Raw genomic sequence first — 17,976 nt, forward strand, 5'->3', positions numbered from 1 at the left:
GGTGGGGGTCGCCCGTCAGGGGGGCGGCGTGGCTGCTGCCGGCGCCGACCCCGCCGCGCGGCGCAGGAAGTTCGCGACAATCGCGTTCACCGTCGCGGTCTCACGGATGTGCACGACGCAGAGGATGCGGTCGCCGGGAACGGTGTGCCGCTCGAAGTGCTCGTTGACCGCCGCGTCGTCGCAGCTCGGACGGCCGCGGTAGAGCCCGCGCGGAACGCCGATCCCGGCGAGGCGGCCGCTGTCGGGATCGAACGGCGCCGCCGGGGCGAGCGTCGTCGCGATCTCGCCGGCCAACTGGGTCACGTCGGGGTCCTGACCGGCCGGCCCGACCTCCGGGTACATCACGGCGCCGGGCAGCCGGCCGTAGGCCCGCATGGCGCAGTACGCGACCGGGTTGTAGGTGCGCAGCGCGGACAGCACCGGGAAGCCGCCGGTGATGACGGCGTCTTCGAGCAGCGCCAGCCAGCTCGTGCTGAACACCGGTCCGCGACGCAGCCGGGCGCTGACGAACTGTACGCCGATGTGCAGGAACCGCCGGCCGGCCGCGGTCGCCGTCCAGCTCGCCCCCAGCGCGGACACCGGCTGCCCGCTGGCCCGGTCGACGCTGACGACGAGATGTTCGGCCTCGCGCAGCAGGCCGGGACGGGCGGCGAACAGCTCCGCCATCCGCAGGTCGGGCAGGGCCGCGACGAGCCCCTCCTGCAGCCAGCGGTCCTCCGCCGGGCCGAGCTCGCAGTTCTGGGAGAATCGGACGATCGTGTAGGGCTGCGAGGCCTCGGCTGCGGCGGCCGACGCGGCCGGCGGCGACATGGACATCATCCCCCTGCGATCCCCCCCTGCGGTCCCCGCGTTCTGCTGGCCGGTCGGTGCGGTGCCGGGATCGCTCAGGCGAACTTGGCCGCGACGCTGCCCGCGGCCTCGAACGCGCTGGTCGCCGGGGCCACCACCGCCTGGTAAAGCTCGATGAAGTAGGCCACCCACAGGTTCGCGACGGTCCGGACGTGCGCGAGCACCTTGGCCTCGTCGGCGGCCGAGGCCACCAGTGAGGTGAGCACCCCCCAGACGAAGTCGGCGTGCTCGTCTTCGATGTCGGTGCCGACGTGGCGCCGGGCGCCGGCGAGCTTCTCCCGGCCGAGCTGTTCCTCCAGGTTCTTCACCCAGGACGGCTGGGTCTTCGTCGTCGTGTACTCGACGAAGTAGACGCTGCACAGCAGGGCCAGCGGCGTGCCCTCGAACTCCATGCCGTACTGCAGGTAGCCGGTGAGCAGCTTGGTGGCCTGGAACGGCTCGGTGGCGTAGATCTCCGCCTTGGTCACGCCGACCTTCGCGAGGTCGCCGGCGAACCACTCGTCGTGGAGCATCTCGTCCTCGACGTAGTGGGCCCACGCCGCGCCGCGCACCGGGTCGCGCTTGGTGAAGTAGCCGATGGCCAGGGCGTCGATCGTGCGCTTGCGGCGCAGCCGGAGGATGGTCTCGACGTTGTGGCGCTTGTAGTACTCCAGGTTGATCTCCTCGCCGCGGGCCTGGTGGTCCGCGTACGGGATCTCGTCGTAGAACTTCCTGATCATCGCGTCGAGCATGGTGTCGACCTGTGTGCGCAGGTCCGTCAGGTCGGCGGTGCGGGCGGCGGCGGCGGCCCTCGGGTCCCCGTACCAGGTGCGCGGGTCGTCGGTCATCGGTGGGCTCCTTCGGCGATTGGCGGTGTGCGGCCGGCTCGCCGAGGCGTCGACGTGCCCGCGGCGGGCCGGGCCGTGGTGCTGTGTGCTGCCGGGCCGTGGTGCTGTGTTGCCTCGGCCGGTCAGCAGCCGCAGGTCGGGGTGCGTCGCCGGCGCATCCGGCGCGGGGCGGGGCCGGCGAGCCGGGTCCCCGCCGGGTCGGACATGACCGTGTCGGCGCAGGTGAAGGTGAGCGCGTACCGGGTCGTCGGAGTCAACCCGAACCCGAGGTGGACGATCCCGTCGGCCGCGCCGTACATCTCGTTCATCCCGCAGTTCCCCGGCTGCTGGTCGAGCACGGGGTTGAGCCCGATGCCGAACTCCCACACGACCCGGTAGGCCTCGTCGGTGGCGAACAGCTCGTCCAGCGCGTCGATCGCGCGTTTGCCCGCGGCGTCCACCGCATGGCAGTCGGTGACCTTCCCGTCGGCGAGGTCGAGCACCACCGTGGCGGTGCGCAGCACGTCCAGGTCGTCGAAGAGCCGGGCCTGCTCGGCGAGCACCGCGGGGTCGTCACCGCGGTGCACGATGGGGGCGCCGCGCAGGGCGATCTGCCCGTCCAGCGCCAGCCGGCGGCTGGTGTCGAACCGGTAGAGGTCCGTGGGGACGGCGCTGGCCTCGCCGGACGGCGCGATCTGCTGTTCGCCGGCCGCGAGCGCACCGGCCTGCTGGTTCCACTCGTAGTCGCCGGAGATGACGAAGCGGGCGGAGGCGTGCCCGGCCAGGTCCGCCAGCGTGACGTGGTCGGCCTCGCCGAGGGCGTCGAACAGCCGGTCCGCGCGGGACTCCAGCGCCGCCGAGTCGGTCTGCTCCACCACCGTGAGGAAGTAGGCGACCTGGGAGTCGGTGACGGGCGTCGAACCGCAGGGCATCACCGCGATCCGCCGGCCCGGCCCGACCGTCGTGGGGTCGGGGGAGACGAGGAAGCGGTCCGGGCAGACGACGAACACGTCGGCGTCGGCGGGGATCCGCTGCGCGAGCAGGGCGTCGGTGAGGTTTTCCTCGGCGTCGAGAGTGCGGTGCACGACGCTGCGGTAGCGGCTGCTGGGCGCGAGGGTGAACTCCGCGGCCCGGTCGGCCTGGGTCAGCAGGCAGAACGTGGAGTGCGGGCTGGCGAACTCCCGATGCAGGTCGGGACGCACGAGGAACTGTGCCATGGGGACCACCAGGGGGCGCGGCGCGAGAGGCTGGTTGGCGTTGGCGGGAGGACCGGAGGCGACCGGTGGCGACCGGCGGCGGTGCGAACACGGGCCGGGTGAGCGGCCCAGTCGGGGTGGGTCGGCCCGGTCCGGCCGACCCACCCCTTCTCAACGGCATTAGCCGAGGAGGGTGCCCAGGTAGCGGTCGTTCTTCTTCACCTGGATCTTCTTCTGCGCGACCTTCTCCACAGTGATCACCTCCTTCCGTCAATCCGCTGAAATGCGGTGGGCAGACGAGGGAGACCCTCGCCCGGACCGATCAGTTGGCCAGACCGACCGGACTCTCGAGAGGCATCGCGGACGTTACCGTCGGCGTGCCGAGCAGGACGTCGCCCAGATCGTTCGTGACGACTGTTCCCGGGGAAATGATGTCGAGATGGTACTGGGTGTAGGGCGTGAGCCCGATTCCCCAATGTAGACAGCCCTGGGAGGATCCGTAGACCTCGTTCATGGCGTGATTACCGGGAAGCAGATCGAGGGTGGTGTTCAGCGCGTGCCCGATTTCCCAGACTATACGGTAGCGGGAATCGACTTGGAAGAGCGCCTCGAACATCTCCAGGATACCATGGCCGGCGGGGTCAGGGGAAGTCATTTCGGTGATGAGACCGTTTTCGACTCGGGCCACGACCGCGTTCTCGTGCAGCGGCCAGAATTCGCCGTGAATACGCTCCTGGTCGGTCCGGGAGAAGGATGGCGTGCCGGAATGCAGGATCGGGTATCCCTGGATCACGATCTCGCCGTCCAGGGGGAGCCGGAGATAGTCTCCGAACTCTCTGATCTCGATGGGAAGCACACTGATCTCGCCCGCGGGCACGATCTGCTGTTCGCCCCAGCCGACGAGACCTGCCTGCTGGTTCCACACCAGCTCGCGGTCGAACAGACGCAGGGTCGCGACCGTGCCGTGGCGCGCGTCGCGGTACTCCAGCGCCTCGCCGCGCTCGGCGAGCTCGAAGAAGCGGTCGGAGAAGTCCTCCTGGGCCTGCGGATCGGTGGCCTCGATGCAGCGCAGGAAGTGCCGCAGTGTCGCGCGGTCGGTCGGGGTCGAGTTGCAGGCCATCCCGAGCAGCTTGCGGCGGGCGCCGAGGACGTCCGCGGGCGGCGACTGAAAGAAGCAGTCGGGTGACATGACCAGCACATGGGCCTGTTCCGGCACTTCCTCACGCATGAGCCGGGCGAACTCGTCCTCGCCGCCGCGGAACTCCAGGATGCGGTAGTCCAGGTACTGAGCAGTCCGGACGAGCCGGATGTCGTCCAGCAGGGAGGCGTTCGTGACGAGACAGAAGACGGTGTCGGTCGGATCCCCGAACTGTCGAATCCTGGCGGGATCGACGACGAGCTCGGACTCGGGCATCTTTGTACTCCTCCTGACGCACACGGGCCTGGGCGATGGATGCCGCGGGGCCGGTGGAATGTCGGACGAGGCCGGGCCGGATCGAGTGCCGGAAAAGGTCCCGAAAGGGCCCAGAGAAGCCTCGTGAGGACGGCGCGCTGGTGCGTTGAGTTCCGTGCCAGCGGGGTTTCGCGGTGACCGCGAATGCCTTGGGAGGCGGCGCCCGATGCAAGCCGTGGACCGGACGGACTGCGGCGCCTGCCGATTTGGTCCGTGGACCGGAACGGACCGACAATGTGAAACTATAACGTGCTCGGGGGCGGGCTGTGAGGTCTTTCGGAAAGATTCCCCGGGGGCGGCCGGATTACTCCGGTCACAGGATTGTCCTTGGGCGGATTGAGAGGTGCCGGCGGCGGGGACAGGGCCGCGTGATCCACGCCCAGGGAGGACGGGCGTGGCGTGCAGGTTGACGGTGCAGGTTGACGGCGTGCAGGTTGACGGTGCAGCTCGCGGGGTGAGGCTGCGGGTTCAGTGGTTCTAGCTGCGGGTTCGGGGCTCGAGCTGCGGGTCGGACCGGGGCGTGGGGATCGGGACGCAGGTCCGCATCTCGCGCCGGTCGTAGCCGGGCGGCAGGGTCACGCCGGTGACGTGGACGGGGACGCCATAGAGGTCACTGAGGCTCTCGCCGGTGACGACGTCGTCGGGATGACCGTCGGCGATGACCACCCCGCCGCGCATGAGCACCGCCCGGTTGGAGTAGGTGAGCGCGTGCGAGGGCTGGTGGGTGGTCATGATGATGGCGTGCCCCTCCCGGGCGAGCTCGGCGACGACGTGCAGGGTGCGCACCTCGTTGCCGTAGTCCAGCGCGGCGGTCGGCTCGTCCAGGATGAGGATCGCCGCCTGCTGGACGAGCGCGCGGGCGAGCAGCACGAGCTGACGCTCGCCACCCGACAGCGCGGCGAAGGACCGGTCGGCCAGGCGGGCGATCCCGAGCCGGTCGAGCTGGGCCAGGGCGCTGCGGCGATCAGCGGCGCCGGGCGCCTCGAGCAGGCCGAGATGGGGCGTGCGGCCCATGACGGCGATGTCGAGCGCGGTGAACGGGAACGGCGAGGAGGTGCTCTGCGGAACGTAGGCCACGCTGCGGGCGAGTTCCCGCGGCGTCAGCGCGCCGATGTCGCGGCCGGCGATGCGTACCGTGCCGCTTTCTGGCTTGAGCAGGCCGAGCAGGCAACGCAGCAGAGTCGTCTTGCCGGCGCCGTTGGGCCCGAGCAGGCAGCAGACCTCGGTCGAGCGCACACTCAGCGAGACGTCGGTGATCCGGTGGCCGTGCCGACCGTAGCCGAACGACAGCCCGCTGACCTCGACGTCCGGCGTCTCCGTCTCGGTTATCACAGCCATTGCCGGCCTGCCTTCGCGAGCAGGGCGACGAAGAACGGCGCGCCGATGAGTGCGGTGAGGATGCCCAGGGGGAGGTCGAGGGAGGAGGCGGTGCGGGCGACGTCGTCGACGGCGAGCAGGTAACCGGCGCCGATGAGGGCGGTGACCGGCATCAGCCGGCTGAACGACGGTCCGACGGCGAACCGGCCCAGGTGCGGGACGACGAGCCCCACCCAGCCGATGATGCCGGCGACGCTGACCGCGGTCGCCGTCATGAGCGTCGAGGCGCCGATCGTCAGTGCCCAGATCCGCGTCCGGTTGACGCCCAGCGACCGGGCTTCGTCGTCGCCGGTGGCGAGGACCGTCAGCTGCCAGCGCACCGCGTACAGGATCACCAGGCATACCGCGACGATGATCGCGGGCACGATCAGCCCGTGCATACTCGCCCGGGCCAGGCTGCCGAACAGCCAGAAGGTGATCTCCGGCAGGGTCGTCTCCGGGTTGGCGAAGTACTGCACGCTGGAGATGAGCGCGTTGAACATCGCGCCGATGATGATGCCGCCGAGCACCAGGATGATCAGCGATCCCTTCCCGACGACCCGGGAGATGGTCAGCGACAGCACCGCGGCGAGCAGCCCGCAGCCGAACGAGATGATCTGCAGCAGGGTCGTGTCCAGGCCGATCAGGATCGACGCGGAGGCGCCGAAGCCGGCCCCCGCCGCCACCCCGAGGATCTCGGGGGAGACCAGCGGGTTGCGGAACATCGTCTGGTAGGCGGCGCCGGAGGAGGCCAGCGCCGCCCCGACGAGCAGCGCGGCGAGGATGCGGGGCATCCGGATGTCCATCACCACGGCCCGGTTCTGTCCGGGGACGTCGCCCCCGAGGCCGAACAGTTCGTGGGCGAGGACGCGCACGACGCTCACCGGGCCCAGCGTGTACCGGCCCAGCCCGAAGGAGACCACGATCAGGACCACCAGGCCGACGGCGAGCAGCACGACGCGCAGGTGATCGCCGAGAGTCGCGCGGATCCGCGCGCTCGCGGCCGCCCGAGCACCGGGCCTGCGGTCCTGAACCGCCGGGTCACCGCCCGCGGTGACGCCCTCGCCGACGCCCTGGTCGACGCCCTCGCCGGTGCCGTCCTGCTCGGTCGCCGTGACCGGGTCCGTGCCGGTCGGGACAGCGGGCCGGGTCAAGAATTCACCCGCCGGATGGCGGGCTGCGCGAGCAGCGGCGCCACCTTCGCGGCGAACATCCGCACGGTGCTCTGCTGCAGGGCCAGCGACGCGGTTCCGCTGAACGACGGGCGCAGGTTCACCCGTGCCACGCCAAGCTCGTCGCGTAGTTCCGCGAATCTGCGGGCGACTGTTGCCGGTCCACCGATCACCGCTGTCTCCTCGTGAAACCGGAAGGGGTCGAGGTCGGTCGTCCCGACCGCGGTGTGGCCGTGCTCGTCGCCGCCGAGTGCGGCCAGCCGCCGGGTCAGGCGCACGACGATTGGGGTGGCGCGTTCCCGGGCGGCGGCATCGGATTCGGCGACGAGGCAGAACCGCTCCACCCGGACATCACCGGCCGTCCCGCCGTGGGAGGTGTAGAGCTCCATGCAGGCGGCGAGTGAGGCGATGGTCTGCACGGCCGACAGCAGCAGCCCGTAGCCACGGCTGGCCGCCCAGACGATGGTCTCCTCGCTGCTGGCGGCCACCTCGATCGGCGGGTGGGGATGCTGGGCGGGGGTCGGCTCGACCCGGAACTGCGCGCCGTCGGCCATGCGGGTCCGGCCTCGCCAGTAGCCGACGATCGTGTCGAGGGCGTCGGGCAGGTCGACCTGGACCGGGGCGGCGCCCTGGTAGGCCCTGGTGTAGGGGGCGATGGGCCAGCCGACCCCGAGGGTGACCCGGCCGCCGGAGAGCCGGTCGAGCGTCGCGAGGTCCGCCGCCAGCCGGATGGGGTCGTGCAGCGTCAGGTGCAGGGCGGTGAACCCGATCCGGATCCGGCTGGTCGACGCGGCGACGGCGGCCGCCAGCGGGATCGGCGAGGAGCGGGCTTTCATCGTCCGGGAACCGACGGAGGAGAGGTGGCCGTCGGTGAACCACAGGCTGTCGTAGCCGAGAGTCTCGGCGACGCGGGCGAGTTCCACTGTCGAGGTGGAACTCGCCCCGTCGAGATCGCCGCGCCCTCCGGGCAGGCCGAATCGCATGGAGATGGTCATCACTGCGCCGGGGCGCGGTCCTTTCCGAACCGGGAGAGGTACTTACTTGGAGCTGACCTGCAGAATCTGATCGAGGTCCGCCTCGGTGGTGTGGTAGTCGAAAAACTTCGAGTAGAAGCTCTTGGCCTCGGATCGGATGTCGAGGTCGGTGAACAGATCAGGATGCAGCACCTTCGCCGCCCACTGGATCTGCAGGGCCTCCTCCGGGCCGAACCGGTCCCACGGGTAGAGACCCTGCGGGTTGAGGTAGACCCGACCGGCCTTGACCGCCTTCAGATCGGCCCACCCCGGCGACTTCGCCAGGTTGTCGATGACGGACTGGGCGGAGTTGGCGGCCAGGCCCTGGTCACCACCCGGTGTTTCGACGATCAGCACGTCCGGGTTCCACTGCAGGAGCTGCTCCATGGACACCGTGACGTGGGTGCCCTTGACGCCGCTCGCGGAGTCGGTGCCACCGGCGATCTTGATCCAGCCGTCGATGAGGGACTTCCCGCCGTCGACGACCACGGGCGGGTAGCTGGCGATGTGCACCACGCTGGGCTGCTCGGTCGCCGGCAGCTTCGCCAGCCGGGACTGGACCATCGCCAGCTTGGCGGTCACGTAGTCGTTGTATGCCTTGGCCTTGGTGGCGGCGGTGCCGCCATACACCTTTCCGGCGAGCTGAATAGACGGAACCAGTTGCGGGAAGGTGTTGAAATCCATGTTGACCGCGGGCAGGCCGGCCTGCTGGAACGGCGTGAGGGTATCGCCGCCGCTGATGGTGGAGACGACATCCGGCTTGAGCTTGAGAAGCTCCTCCATGTTCACCTTTCCGCCGTTGCGGAAAAGTTCTGGAAGGCCGTTGACGCCCGGGTAGACCTTCCGCAGGAACGGGATCGTCTTGACATTCTGGGGGATGGCCACCAACTTGTCGCCGACGCCGAGCATGATGTCGGTGACGGTGTGGGCGGGGAACTGCTCCGCGATCCGATTGATCTTCAGGGGGACCGTCACCTTCTCCCCGGAAAGGCTGGTCACCACCTGGGTGGTGGGCGCCGGCGGGCTGGCATCCGAGGAGGAACTGCCGCAGCCGGCGGCCAGTGCCGCCACCGCGGCCGCCATCCCCAGGGGCAGCCACCGTCGCGACGCAGTGGGCCGTGTCAACCGCCGGGAACGCATTGTCACCGCTCGGGATGCGCTCGTGCGCCGGCTTCCCGGGTGGCGTTCGATGGACGGAAGATGGAACGAGCCGTGAGGACTGTCCCGATGGGTCGGCAAACCCACGAGGATGCGTCGCGAAAACAGTGCCGAGCGTGATGCCACGTTCTTCCCCCGCCGAGCGAATAGGGTCAAGGAAACGAATGGTGATTAGCTGCGCACGGACGGTGTGCGTGGGGTGCTAACTGCGAGCGAGCGCGCGATGCTTCGGCGCATCTGAGCTCCGCGGAAGCGGTTAGAATGCACCATAGCCTCCGCATCTGCGTCTGTCACGCGGACAGGGGCCCTGATCTGCGGAAGTAGTCAGACTGCTGCCGAGCGGAGGGTTGGTGCGGGCGGCCGCGATGCCGGTCGGCACCCGCCTCGGAGGAGGAGGTCGGCGGTGCGAATCGCACGAAATTTTTGCCCAAATCGGGTCAATGTGAAGATTATTTGCGGCCACGGCCTGTCGACAACGGAAGATCTTGCACTGGATGGCTGACTGGTGGCCGTTGTCGCGGCGTTACGACCCGATGACGCGTAACAGATTCGTTCTTTTCGGGTGCGCTGAACGTAACGCGCGTGGAGGGATGGTCCGGGATGTGTTGGATCCCGTTCCCGTCCATCAGGGACAAGACGGTCGCCGATGACGCGGCACCCGGCCGACCGCGCGCACCGGCCGCGACCGGGGCACATCCGCATCTGCGGTACCAACCGGTCCAGCGCAGCCGTATCCACCCGACCGCCCGCAGTGGGTTCGGTGTCGGGGTGGGTTCGGTGCCCGGGGGTCAGGCGCGGGTGGGGTGGATGCCCCAGATGCCGCCGACGCTGGCGGCGGGCTCGAGGACGCGCAGGCCGTCCCCGCTGTTGAAGGCGTTCGCCGGGCAGGTCAGCGGCTCGACGGCGATGCTGCGCCGCCGCTCTTGCGGGCCCAGCGTGTCCCCTGTGAAGACCTGTACGTAGCGCCAGGTCTCGTCCATCCAGACCGTCACCGACCCACCGCCCGGCGCCCCGAGCCGCACGCGTGCGCGGCCGTCCGGATCGCGGTCGAGGTCGGTGTAGCAGGTGTCCAGGGCGAGGGAACCGACCAGGCGTGGCCGGCGGAAGTCGAACGGCTCGCCGGCGACCGCCCGCGCGCCGGTCGGGATCGAACGGTCGTCGGTCTCCAGCCTCGTCGCCGCCGGCACGGTGAGTTCGACGTCGTCCGCGCGCACCGTCGCACCGTCCGCCCCGACCGTCGTCAGGTAGGGGTGTGCACCCATCCCGACGGGAGCCGGCTGGCTACCCAGGTTGGTGGCGGTCATCGTGACGGTCAGCCCGTCGTCGGCGAGGCGGTACTCCGCGGCGAAGCCGACGGTGAAGGGGTAGCCGCTCTGGGCGCGCAGGATGAACGAGGCGCGGACCGCGGCCGGGCCGAGGCGTTCGAGCTCCCAGGCCGACCAGCGGGTCAGACCATGGCTGGCGTTGCCGAGCGCCACCTCGTTCACCGGGAGTTGGTGGGTGGTGCCGCCGAACGGGTAGCGGCCGTCCGCGATCCGGTTGGGCCATGGCAGCAGCAGCTGCCCGCGCCCGCGGCTGGCCATCGTGGCGACGTCATAGCCGTCGAGAACCGGCGCGCCGCCGATGGTGTACTCGCGCAGCCCACCCCCGACCTCGGTGATGGTCACGCTGCTGTCCGCGTGCACGAGCTCCACCTGCCGTCCGGACGGCGCCAACGCCTCCACCACGTCCTCCTTCACCCGTCTCTCGTCCGTCACCCGTCTCGTCCGTCTCACCCGCACTCCTGGCCGCTGGCCGTCGGCGCTGGCCGCATCGACAGGGCGTGCTGCATCTCCCAGTATCCCGAGTCGCCGTCGAGACCGGTTCTCGCCACGGGCTGCGGGGGGCAGACTCCCCGTTCGGGCTCCCCTGCCGGCCATGGCTGCCCTGGCTACCCAGGCTGCCCTGGCTACCTGGCTCTGGCGGCGGACGGTGTTCCGGGGCGAAGGACGGCTGCGGGTGATAGGCATGACAGCGCGGTTCGAGGCGAGCGATTTCGCATCATTCGTTGACTACAGGTAACTGCCGACTAACTCTATTGGCATCGCGCCTGCGGCTGTCGCCCGTCTGCCGCCCGGTTGTCGCCCGCTTGCCGTCCTCCTGGTTCCCGGCCAGATTGCGGCCAGATCACGCCGAGGCTTAGGCGCGGTTTGAGGGCCGAAAACCGCGCCTGGACCTCGGCATGGCTCCGTGCGCGATTGATTATGGAAATGCGAGAGATGTGGTGGTCCGTGGGGCGCGTCGAACCTCGGTCGACCCACTGCCTCTGTGGGGCGGTGCCGACCGAGCCGGGCGGCACGATGCCGTCGCCGGCCGGAACAGCACCGCCGCCCCGCCACTGGCGAGCGGATCCCCTACGACCACTGGCTCTGGACTCGCTGGTCGACTCGTCTAGGGTCGAGCGTGTGGAGACCTGGGACGCGATCCGTGCTCGTCGCAATGTCCGCAGCTACCAGGACCGGCCCGTGCCGGCCGAGGACCTGGAGCGGATCCTGGAGGCCGGGTGGCGTTCGCCCTCGGCGTCGAACCGGCAGCGGTGGGACTTCGTGCTCGTCACCGACCGGGCGGTTCTCGGTGAACTGGCGACGATCTGGCGCGGTGCCGGTCACATCGCGAGTTCGGCGGCGACGATCGTGCTGGTCCTGCCCGAGCCGGAGACGGAGCGCTACCGGCTCATGGACGAGTACGACCTCGGCCAGGCGACGATGCTGATGCTGCTCACGGCGACCGACCTCGGCGTCGGCGGCGGGCACTCGGCCGTCGGCGACCAGGAGGAGGCCCGCCGGATCCTCGGCGTGCCGGACACCCACCGCGTCGCCTACATGATCGGCCTGGGCTATCCCGCCGACGGGCCGCTGCGGCCGGTGGAGCGCCTCGACCGCCGCCCCTTCGACGAGGTCATCCACCGCGGCCACTGGTAGTCGGCGGGTCGCTGCGGAGGCGCTGGCTGCCGTACAGGATCCGGTCGGCGCCGAGTGGCCTGTTCACGTGCATGGACATCGTCGTCGACGTCCCAGTCCGCTGGTCGCGACAACCGCCTTTGGTGGCACTGGCCACGTAGGGGAATTGCGCGTTCGACGAGCCCCTAATCCCAGCCGCCGGGCTCCAGCTCACGGAGCCCGGCGGCCGGACGCCGGCCACCACCGACCCACCCGACCCGACGTACTGAAGATTAGGTACTCACCCGCGGTCTAGCCCTCCGGGTACGCGCCTTCGTTGGCGGGCCGGTCCGGATCCTCGGGATAGGGCTCCAGCGTCCTGGCTGGTCTGCTTCTCGAGGCGTGGCCTCGGCATGGTGCGCCGAGTAGCGATCGTAGCTCGAGAAGATCGTTGATCAGCTCGATTGTTCTCGCGTCGCGGGAAAGTGGTCGCAGCTCGTTTAGCATCGCGTCGGTTTCCTCGACGGTAGGAATCTCGTCGACCGAGGCAACTATCGTGACAATATCGGTCATCAGTACCCGCCACCTTCATGATCCGTTGAATAGATCATTCCCGGCACGTCGTTGAGCGGGACGCCGAACAACAGCACCATACACCGGTATGGAAAAGTTCACCAATCGCTGGGTCGCCCCTTCTGTCGATTCGCTGTCGAGCTTGCACGCGCACAGGCGGTGCTGGTCGGTGCGTAGGGTCGGCACTCCGATCGGAACCGGATCTGCCAAATCCGCCACCACCGATGTGACGACCATCGGGGGGCGTCCACTTCCGCCCGCATCGGGGGAATTGCGGCGGCCGAGATGTGCGTTGTGGCGAGGCCCGCGTTGACGGATCTCGTTGCGCAGACCTTCGGCGACCTCGGGCCCGGCGCCCACCTGCCGCTGACGGCGTTCCAGGATTTCAACAACGGCGGCCGCCTGCTACGTGGTCAGCGTCGGCGCCGACGAGGAGGCTGCTGCGATGGCAGGCCCGGCGTCAGACCGAGCCGAACGCGGGCCCGTCGAAGGTGTCGACGCGGGTGAAGGTTTCGACCGGGTGGCGGGTCAGCCGGGTTGCGCGCCGCGCGGGATACCCGAGGGCGAGCACGGCGGCGATGCCGTGGTCGGGTGGGATGTGCAGCAGGGCCGCCGCCGCGGGCTCGCGCCGGGCGGCGAAGGTGGTCAGCGTCCCGCCGAGGCCGGCGTCCCGGGCCGCCAGCAGGATGTTCTGCGCGAACGGGTAGATCGACGCACCGCCGACGACGCTCTGCCGGTCCAGGTCGACGTCGGTCACCGCGAGCGCGGTGAGCCGCACGGCGAGGACCAGCAGGACGGGTACCTGGTCGAAGGCGTCGACGAAGGCGCTCGGCGCCGGGGTGCGGGCCGCGGCGTCGAGGTCGATCGCGGGCCCGTGCCAGCGGCCGTCCGGCCCGGGGGCGAACGGGCGAACCCCGGCGCGGCGCTGCGCCACGTACTCCCGCCAGCCCTCGCGGACGAGGTCCCGCAGCCGCCGGCGCAACCCGGGGTCGCGCACGACGAGCACGACCCATGGCTGCTGGTTGCCTCCGCTCGGGGCGAACCGGGCGGCGTCGAGGACCTGCTCGAGCACCTCGTCGGGCACCGGTTCGGCGGTGAACTCCCGCACGGCGCCGGCGGTGCGCATCACCTCACGCAGTTCCACGCCCACGAGCCTAGCCGGGTCGGCGGGCAGCCGATGGTCCCGTGGTCGGTGGTCAGTCGGAGCGGCGGCGGCGCAGGGTGAAGCGTTCCAGCAGGGTGTAGGCAGGCGGCGGGTCGCCGGCCTGGACGCGGGGCGCGTGGTGGTACTCGACGGTGATGGTGGTGGGGCCGCCGGGGCGGCTGCCGGGGTCGAGGTCGAACACGGCGATGCCATAGGGGTGGCCGGTCGCGTCGGGGCGGGCCGACCACACGGCCTCCTCGACGGCGTCGGCGGGCGACTTGGCGTAGGCGCCGGTCGACGGGTTGCGGCTGATCTCCGTCCGCCTCGTGATGACCTTGCCCTGCCGGGCACCGGTCGGGGTGGTGCCGTAGCTGTCGGTGGGCCCGCTGGTCCCGCCGCCGCCGAGGACCAGGTAGACGGTGCCGGCGTCGGTGTCGAAGGTGTCGGCGGTCGGGTCGGTGACGACGGGCCGGGGCCGCAGCGTGTCGACGGTCGCGCCGCCGGCGACCTCGGTCCCGCGGTCGCGGTCGAAGCCACGGACCGGGAACGTGCGCTCGTAGTCGTGGTCGTGCCCGGAGACGACGAGGTCGACCTGGTAGCGGTCGAACAGCGGCAGCCATGCCTGGCGCAGGCCGAGATCCGAACCGTTGCCGGTGGCGGAGCTCGACAGCGGGCACTGGTGCGTCTGGACGATGATCCAGTCGATGGTCCGGTCGGCCCGCGCGGCGGCGAGGGTGCGCTCCAGCCAGCGGGTCTGCAGGTTGCCGCCGGGGGCGAGCGTGCCGTTCGGGCCGGCGGCGAGCGGGCCGGTGTAGAGCCGGTTGTACTGGCTGTGACCGGCGGGGATCGTCGCCACGCCGTTCGGCGGGACGACGTCGGTCGCGGCGAAGGCGCCGCCGTCCTGGTAGATGACGTCGTCGGCGTCGAGGGAGATGAACAGCGCCGAGCCGACCCGGTAGCTGTAGAAGTTGCCGGCGAGGCCGCGGATCCCGTTCGACGGCAGGCTGAACCGGGTCAGGTAGGAGTCGTAGCCGTGCGGGCCGTTGCCGAACTCGATCTCGTGGTTGCCCAGCGCCGGCATCCACGGCCGGTTCGCCGCGGAGCGGGCCACGTTGACGCCGAAGTCGCGCCACACCGCTGGCTGCTGGGCGAAGGCGAGATTCGCATAGCACAGATCGCCGTTGAGCAGGTGGAACAGTGGCGCGAAGCGTTCGACCGCGTCCACGGCGTGAAACGCGTTGGGGGAGGAGACGGCCCACGCCTTGTCGGTGGCCAGGTCGCCGTAGCTGGTGAAGCGGAACGGGAACCGGCCGCGGCGGGCGGTGGTGAACGTCCCACCGGGGCCGCCCGCGGACGACCCGGCCGCGACCGGGCCGTCGGCGGTGTCGACCCGGTAGACGTAGGCGGTGCCCGGGTCGAGGCCGCGCAGCTTCGCGTGGTAGGTCACGACGCGCTGGCCGTTGAGCCCGTCGACGTAGGTCCGCTCCTCGGCGTCGACGAACCGGCCGAACCCGCCGGCCGCGGTGCCGAGCCGCACCCGCGGCCGGCGCACGGCGGCCGGCGACACCCAGGACACCGTCACCGCCGTCGCCGGGTCGTCGCCCCAACCCAGATGCACCTGCTCGGGGGCGGTGTCCGGGCCGGTGCCCGCGAACGCCGGCTGCTGCCAGAGGGTGGGGCCGGCGGTGACGGTCAGCCCGCCGCCGATCGCGGCCGTGCGTAGCAGGGAACGGCGGGACGGACCGGCCGACCCGGTCGTGGGGTTCGCGTTCATGGCCGGTCATGCTGTCGCGTCCGGCGGACGGTGAGCAGTCGGGCACATGGCGACAACGGGGCCATCAGGTGAACCCGGCCGTACGGTTCGCCGGGCCGACGCCGGCTCGATGCCACCGCCGATCCCCTCGGTGCGCCGGCCGCGACCGACCCGGCGAAGTCAGACGTCCGCCCCCAGTCGTTCCTCAACAGCAACGGCGAATCGGCGCCGCGTAGAGCGTCTGCTTCGGGCCGGATTGCTGGCGTAAAGTCGGCGCTGCGTCGGCCGCGGTCACGTGGTCGGATTCCGCGGCGGGGGCGGGAACGCCGGGGGCCGCCGCGGCCTGTGCCGTGCGTCCGTGCCCGCCGCCCGCGAGCAAGGAGTGCGCATGCCCGGACTGCTGCACCTGGACTCCTCCGCCGACCTCACCGGCTCGACGACGCGGGCGTTGACCCGGACCTTCGCCGAGACCTGGCGGGGTCTCGGCCCGCAGCACACGGTGACCTACCGCGACCTGCACACCGACCCGCCGCCGCATCTGAGCGACGCGGCGCTGCACTGGGCGCCCCGGCTGCGCGTGGCTGGAGAGACGCCTGATCCCGCCGCCGCGGCGACGCAGGAGCTCCTGCTGGCCGAGCTGTTCGCCGCCGACGTGCTGGTGATCGGCGCGCCGATGTACAACTGGTCGATCCCGTCGACGCTCAAGGCGTGGATCGATCAGGTGCACGTCCTCGGCGTCACCGCGCCGTTCGACACCCGGGAGCAGCCGCTGGCCGGCCGGCCGGTCGTCGTCGTCTCCGCGCGCGGTGCGCAGTACGGCCCCGGCAGCCCGACCGCGGGCTGGGACCATGCTGTCCCGCCCGTCGAGCTGGTCCTCGGCCGTTCCCTCGGGATGGCGGTGACGGTCGTGACGGCGGAGGCGACGCTGGCCTTCCGGGTGCCGGCGATGGCCGAGTTGCGCGACGCGGCGCAGACGGAGCTCAACGCCGCCCAGCGCTCCGTCGTCGAGCTCGCCGCCCGCCTCGGTCACCAGGCGGCCGTCCGCCGCTAGAGCTTCCGGAAGTCCCAGCTGGTGAGCTTCTCGGGGGTGAGACGGAGCCAGCCGTGGCGGCCGTCGGGGCCGGTCGTGCCACCACCTGCGTACTTGTCGGCGAACAGGCGCTCCGGGACCTCCAGTTCGGGGTTCGGCACGTCGGCGCGGGGCGCCTCGCCGACCGGGGTGAACCGGCCGCGCAGCTCCACCCCGCGCAGCTCGTCGTAGCCGATCCCGGCGTCGACGAGCACGGCGGCCCGTGGGTCGCGGGTGAGGTCGGTCCACCGCTGGCTGCGCACGATCGACCACAACCACAGCGCCTCGCCGTCCCAGACGAACCACAGCGGGGTCAGGTGTGGGCCGTCGGGGCCGGTCGTCGCCACCCGGCAGACCCGCTCCTCGGTGAGGAAGGCGTCGACCTCCGCCCGCTCCATGGCGATCTTTCGACCGCGTCGCTGTTCCTGCATGCACCCATCTCCTCGGGCGGAGCCGCGCTGCCGGCGGCCGGCGGCCGGATCGGAAACATCGTTCCTGCCAGCCCGAAAGACTATTCTGTGCCTCCAGCCGGCGCTGGTCATCCGGACCGCGGCGGGACCGGGGAGCACTGCGGGACGGGGCGTGGAGCGGGCGATGACGGACCGGGACGAGCAGCGGGTGGACCTGCGCCGCGAGGGCCATGTGCTGGTCGTGTCGATGCGCCGGGAGCGCCGGCGCAACGCGGTCGACCGTGCGATGGCCGACGCCCTCGACGCCGCGCTGAACCTGCTCGACGACGACGACGACCTCTGGGTCGGCGTGCTCACCGGCACCCCGTCCGTGTTCTGCGCCGGCAGCGACCTGACCGCCGGCGGCGACTACGTCACCGAGCGGGGCGGGGAGTACGGGGTGGTCCGCCGCCGGCGCCGCACGCCGCTCATCGCCGCGGTCGAGGGCCCCGCGCTCGGCGGCGGTCTGGAGATCGTGCTGGCCTGCGACCTCGTCGTGGCGGCGACCGACGCCCGCTTCGGCCTGCCGGAGGTGACGATCGGGGTCGTCCCCACCTGCGGCGCGCTGTTCCGTGGCCCGCGGGCCCTGCCGCCGAACCTGGCCCGGGAACTCATCCTCGTCGGTGATCCCTTCGACGCCCGGCGCGCGTACGAGGCGGGCCTGGTCAACGTGCTCGCCGAACCCGGCGGGGCGCTTGACGCGGCCGTCGCCCTGGCCGAGCGGATCTGCCGCAACGCGCCGAGTGCCGTGCGGGCCTGCCTGGCGGCCGTCGACGCCGCCGTCGCCCCCGACGCCGACGCTGCCGGCTGGCAGGCCACCGCCGCCGCGCTCGACGCCATCCGCGACTCCGCCGACGCCGCCGAAGGCGTCCGCGCGTTCCTGGAGAAGCGCCCCGCGACCTGGACCGGCCGGTAGGCCCCTGTGCGGGACCTCGTGGTCCAGCGTGCTCACCGCTCACCGCTCACCGCCCGACGGCCGACGGCCGACCGGCGGGTGGTGGTGCGCGGTGGCGATCGCGAGGATGGTGGATGGATGGGACGCGGCGGCGGGGATCACGGGGCTCACG

At 71.1% G+C, this 17,976-nt stretch carries 15 protein-coding genes; 3 read left to right on the top strand and 12 right to left on the bottom strand.

What is annotated here, in order from left to right:
• Positions 1-15: 15 nt before the first annotated feature.
• From NBZ83_RS18485 to NBZ83_RS18525, 9 genes are all read right to left on the bottom strand, one after another.
• Positions 16-810 (bottom strand): hypothetical protein, encoded by a 795-nt coding sequence (locus NBZ83_RS18485; RefSeq protein ID WP_261567028.1) that lies wholly within the window; start codon positions 808-810, stop codon positions 16-18.
• Between the two features lie 74 nt (positions 811-884).
• On the bottom strand, positions 885-1,676 hold the full coding sequence (locus tag NBZ83_RS18490) for an iron-containing redox enzyme family protein (protein WP_261567029.1): 792 nt from the start codon (positions 1,674-1,676) through the stop codon (positions 885-887).
• Positions 1,677-1,798: 122 nt separating this feature from the next.
• Positions 1,799-2,872 carry a M29 family metallopeptidase gene (locus NBZ83_RS18495; protein ID WP_261567030.1) on the bottom strand — a complete coding sequence of 358 codons (1,074 nt, stop codon included), beginning with the start codon at positions 2,870-2,872 and terminating at the stop codon, positions 1,799-1,801.
• 301 nt (positions 2,873-3,173) lie between these two features.
• A complete protein-coding gene (locus NBZ83_RS18500; RefSeq protein ID WP_261575488.1) occupies positions 3,174-4,265 on the bottom strand; it encodes a hypothetical protein in 1,092 nt (363 codons plus the stop codon).
• A gap of 516 nt (positions 4,266-4,781) precedes the next feature.
• Positions 4,782-5,642 carry an ABC transporter ATP-binding protein gene (locus tag NBZ83_RS18505; RefSeq protein ID WP_261567032.1) on the bottom strand — a complete coding sequence of 287 codons (861 nt, stop codon included), beginning with the start codon at positions 5,640-5,642 and terminating at the stop codon, positions 4,782-4,784.
• The gene (locus NBZ83_RS18510) at positions 5,633-6,814 is read right to left on the bottom strand and encodes a FecCD family ABC transporter permease (RefSeq protein ID WP_261575489.1); all 1,182 of its coding nucleotides are present in this window, start codon (positions 6,812-6,814) and stop codon (positions 5,633-5,635) included. The genes NBZ83_RS18505 and NBZ83_RS18510 overlap by 10 nt, the downstream gene beginning before the upstream one ends.
• The gene (locus tag NBZ83_RS18515; RefSeq protein WP_261575490.1) at positions 6,811-7,815 is read right to left on the bottom strand and encodes an LLM class flavin-dependent oxidoreductase; all 1,005 of its coding nucleotides are present in this window, start codon (positions 7,813-7,815) and stop codon (positions 6,811-6,813) included. The genes NBZ83_RS18510 and NBZ83_RS18515 overlap by 4 nt, the downstream gene beginning before the upstream one ends.
• Before the next feature lie 54 nt (positions 7,816-7,869).
• Positions 7,870-8,916 (bottom strand): ABC transporter substrate-binding protein, encoded by a 1,047-nt coding sequence (locus tag NBZ83_RS18520; protein WP_261567035.1) that lies wholly within the window; start codon positions 8,914-8,916, stop codon positions 7,870-7,872.
• Positions 8,917-9,791: 875 nt separating this feature from the next.
• Complete coding sequence (locus NBZ83_RS18525) at positions 9,792-10,727, bottom strand: aldose 1-epimerase family protein (RefSeq protein WP_261567044.1); 936 nt, start codon at positions 10,725-10,727, stop codon at positions 9,792-9,794.
• 720 nt (positions 10,728-11,447) lie between these two features.
• Between NBZ83_RS18525 and NBZ83_RS18530 the strand changes: the two genes are divergently transcribed.
• Positions 11,448-11,963, top strand: a complete 516-nt coding sequence (locus tag NBZ83_RS18530) for a nitroreductase family protein (RefSeq protein WP_261567036.1) — start codon at positions 11,448-11,450, stop codon at positions 11,961-11,963.
• A 991-nt stretch (positions 11,964-12,954) separates the two neighbouring features.
• Here the strand turns inward: NBZ83_RS18530 and NBZ83_RS18535 are convergent.
• Both NBZ83_RS18535 and NBZ83_RS18540 read right to left on the bottom strand, forming a co-directional pair.
• The gene (locus tag NBZ83_RS18535; RefSeq protein WP_261567037.1) at positions 12,955-13,638 is read right to left on the bottom strand and encodes a nitroreductase family protein; all 684 of its coding nucleotides are present in this window, start codon (positions 13,636-13,638) and stop codon (positions 12,955-12,957) included.
• Positions 13,639-13,690: 52 nt separating this feature from the next.
• Positions 13,691-15,412 (bottom strand): purple acid phosphatase family protein, encoded by a 1,722-nt coding sequence (locus NBZ83_RS18540; RefSeq protein WP_261575491.1) that lies wholly within the window; start codon positions 15,410-15,412, stop codon positions 13,691-13,693.
• A 367-nt stretch (positions 15,413-15,779) separates the two neighbouring features.
• Between NBZ83_RS18540 and NBZ83_RS18545 the strand changes: the two genes are divergently transcribed.
• Positions 15,780-16,442 carry an FMN-dependent NADH-azoreductase gene (locus NBZ83_RS18545; protein WP_261567039.1) on the top strand — a complete coding sequence of 221 codons (663 nt, stop codon included), beginning with the start codon at positions 15,780-15,782 and terminating at the stop codon, positions 16,440-16,442.
• Here the strand turns inward: NBZ83_RS18545 and NBZ83_RS18550 are convergent.
• Positions 16,439-16,891: a pyridoxamine 5'-phosphate oxidase family protein gene (locus NBZ83_RS18550; RefSeq protein WP_261575492.1), complete on the bottom strand. Its 453-nt coding sequence runs from the start codon at positions 16,889-16,891 to the stop codon at positions 16,439-16,441. The genes NBZ83_RS18545 and NBZ83_RS18550 overlap by 4 nt on opposite strands.
• A gap of 163 nt (positions 16,892-17,054) precedes the next feature.
• On the opposite strand from NBZ83_RS18550, the gene NBZ83_RS18555 reads away from it, so the two are divergent.
• The gene (locus NBZ83_RS18555) at positions 17,055-17,825 is read left to right on the top strand and encodes an enoyl-CoA hydratase-related protein (RefSeq protein WP_261575493.1); all 771 of its coding nucleotides are present in this window, start codon (positions 17,055-17,057) and stop codon (positions 17,823-17,825) included.
• The last annotated feature ends 151 nt before the right edge of the window (positions 17,826-17,976 follow it).

Source organism: Frankia gtarii (assembly GCF_025403375.1).
Classification (GTDB): Bacteria; Actinomycetota; Actinomycetes; order Frankiales; family Frankiaceae; genus Frankia; species Frankia gtarii.

Coding starts and splice junctions, on each gene's coding strand:
- NBZ83_RS18505 (WP_261567032.1), bottom strand. CDS start 5,642: ATGGCTGTGATAACCGAGACGGAGACGCCGGACGTCGAGGTCAGCGGG.
- NBZ83_RS18485 (WP_261567028.1), bottom strand. CDS start 810: ATGTCGCCGCCGGCCGCGTCGGCCGCCGCAGCCGAGGCCTCGCAGCCC.
- NBZ83_RS18550 (WP_261575492.1), bottom strand. CDS start 16,891: ATGCAGGAACAGCGACGCGGTCGAAAGATCGCCATGGAGCGGGCGGAG.
- NBZ83_RS18490 (WP_261567029.1), bottom strand. CDS start 1,676: ATGACCGACGACCCGCGCACCTGGTACGGGGACCCGAGGGCCGCCGCC.
- NBZ83_RS18500 (WP_261575488.1), bottom strand. CDS start 4,265: ATGCCCGAGTCCGAGCTCGTCGTCGATCCCGCCAGGATTCGACAGTTC.
- NBZ83_RS18555 (WP_261575493.1), top strand. CDS start 17,055: ATGACGGACCGGGACGAGCAGCGGGTGGACCTGCGCCGCGAGGGCCAT.
- NBZ83_RS18495 (WP_261567030.1), bottom strand. CDS start 2,872: ATGGCACAGTTCCTCGTGCGTCCCGACCTGCATCGGGAGTTCGCCAGC.
- NBZ83_RS18540 (WP_261575491.1), bottom strand. CDS start 15,412: ATGAACGCGAACCCCACGACCGGGTCGGCCGGTCCGTCCCGCCGTTCC.
- NBZ83_RS18545 (WP_261567039.1), top strand. CDS start 15,780: ATGCCCGGACTGCTGCACCTGGACTCCTCCGCCGACCTCACCGGCTCG.
- NBZ83_RS18515 (WP_261575490.1), bottom strand. CDS start 7,815: ATGCGATTCGGCCTGCCCGGAGGGCGCGGCGATCTCGACGGGGCGAGT.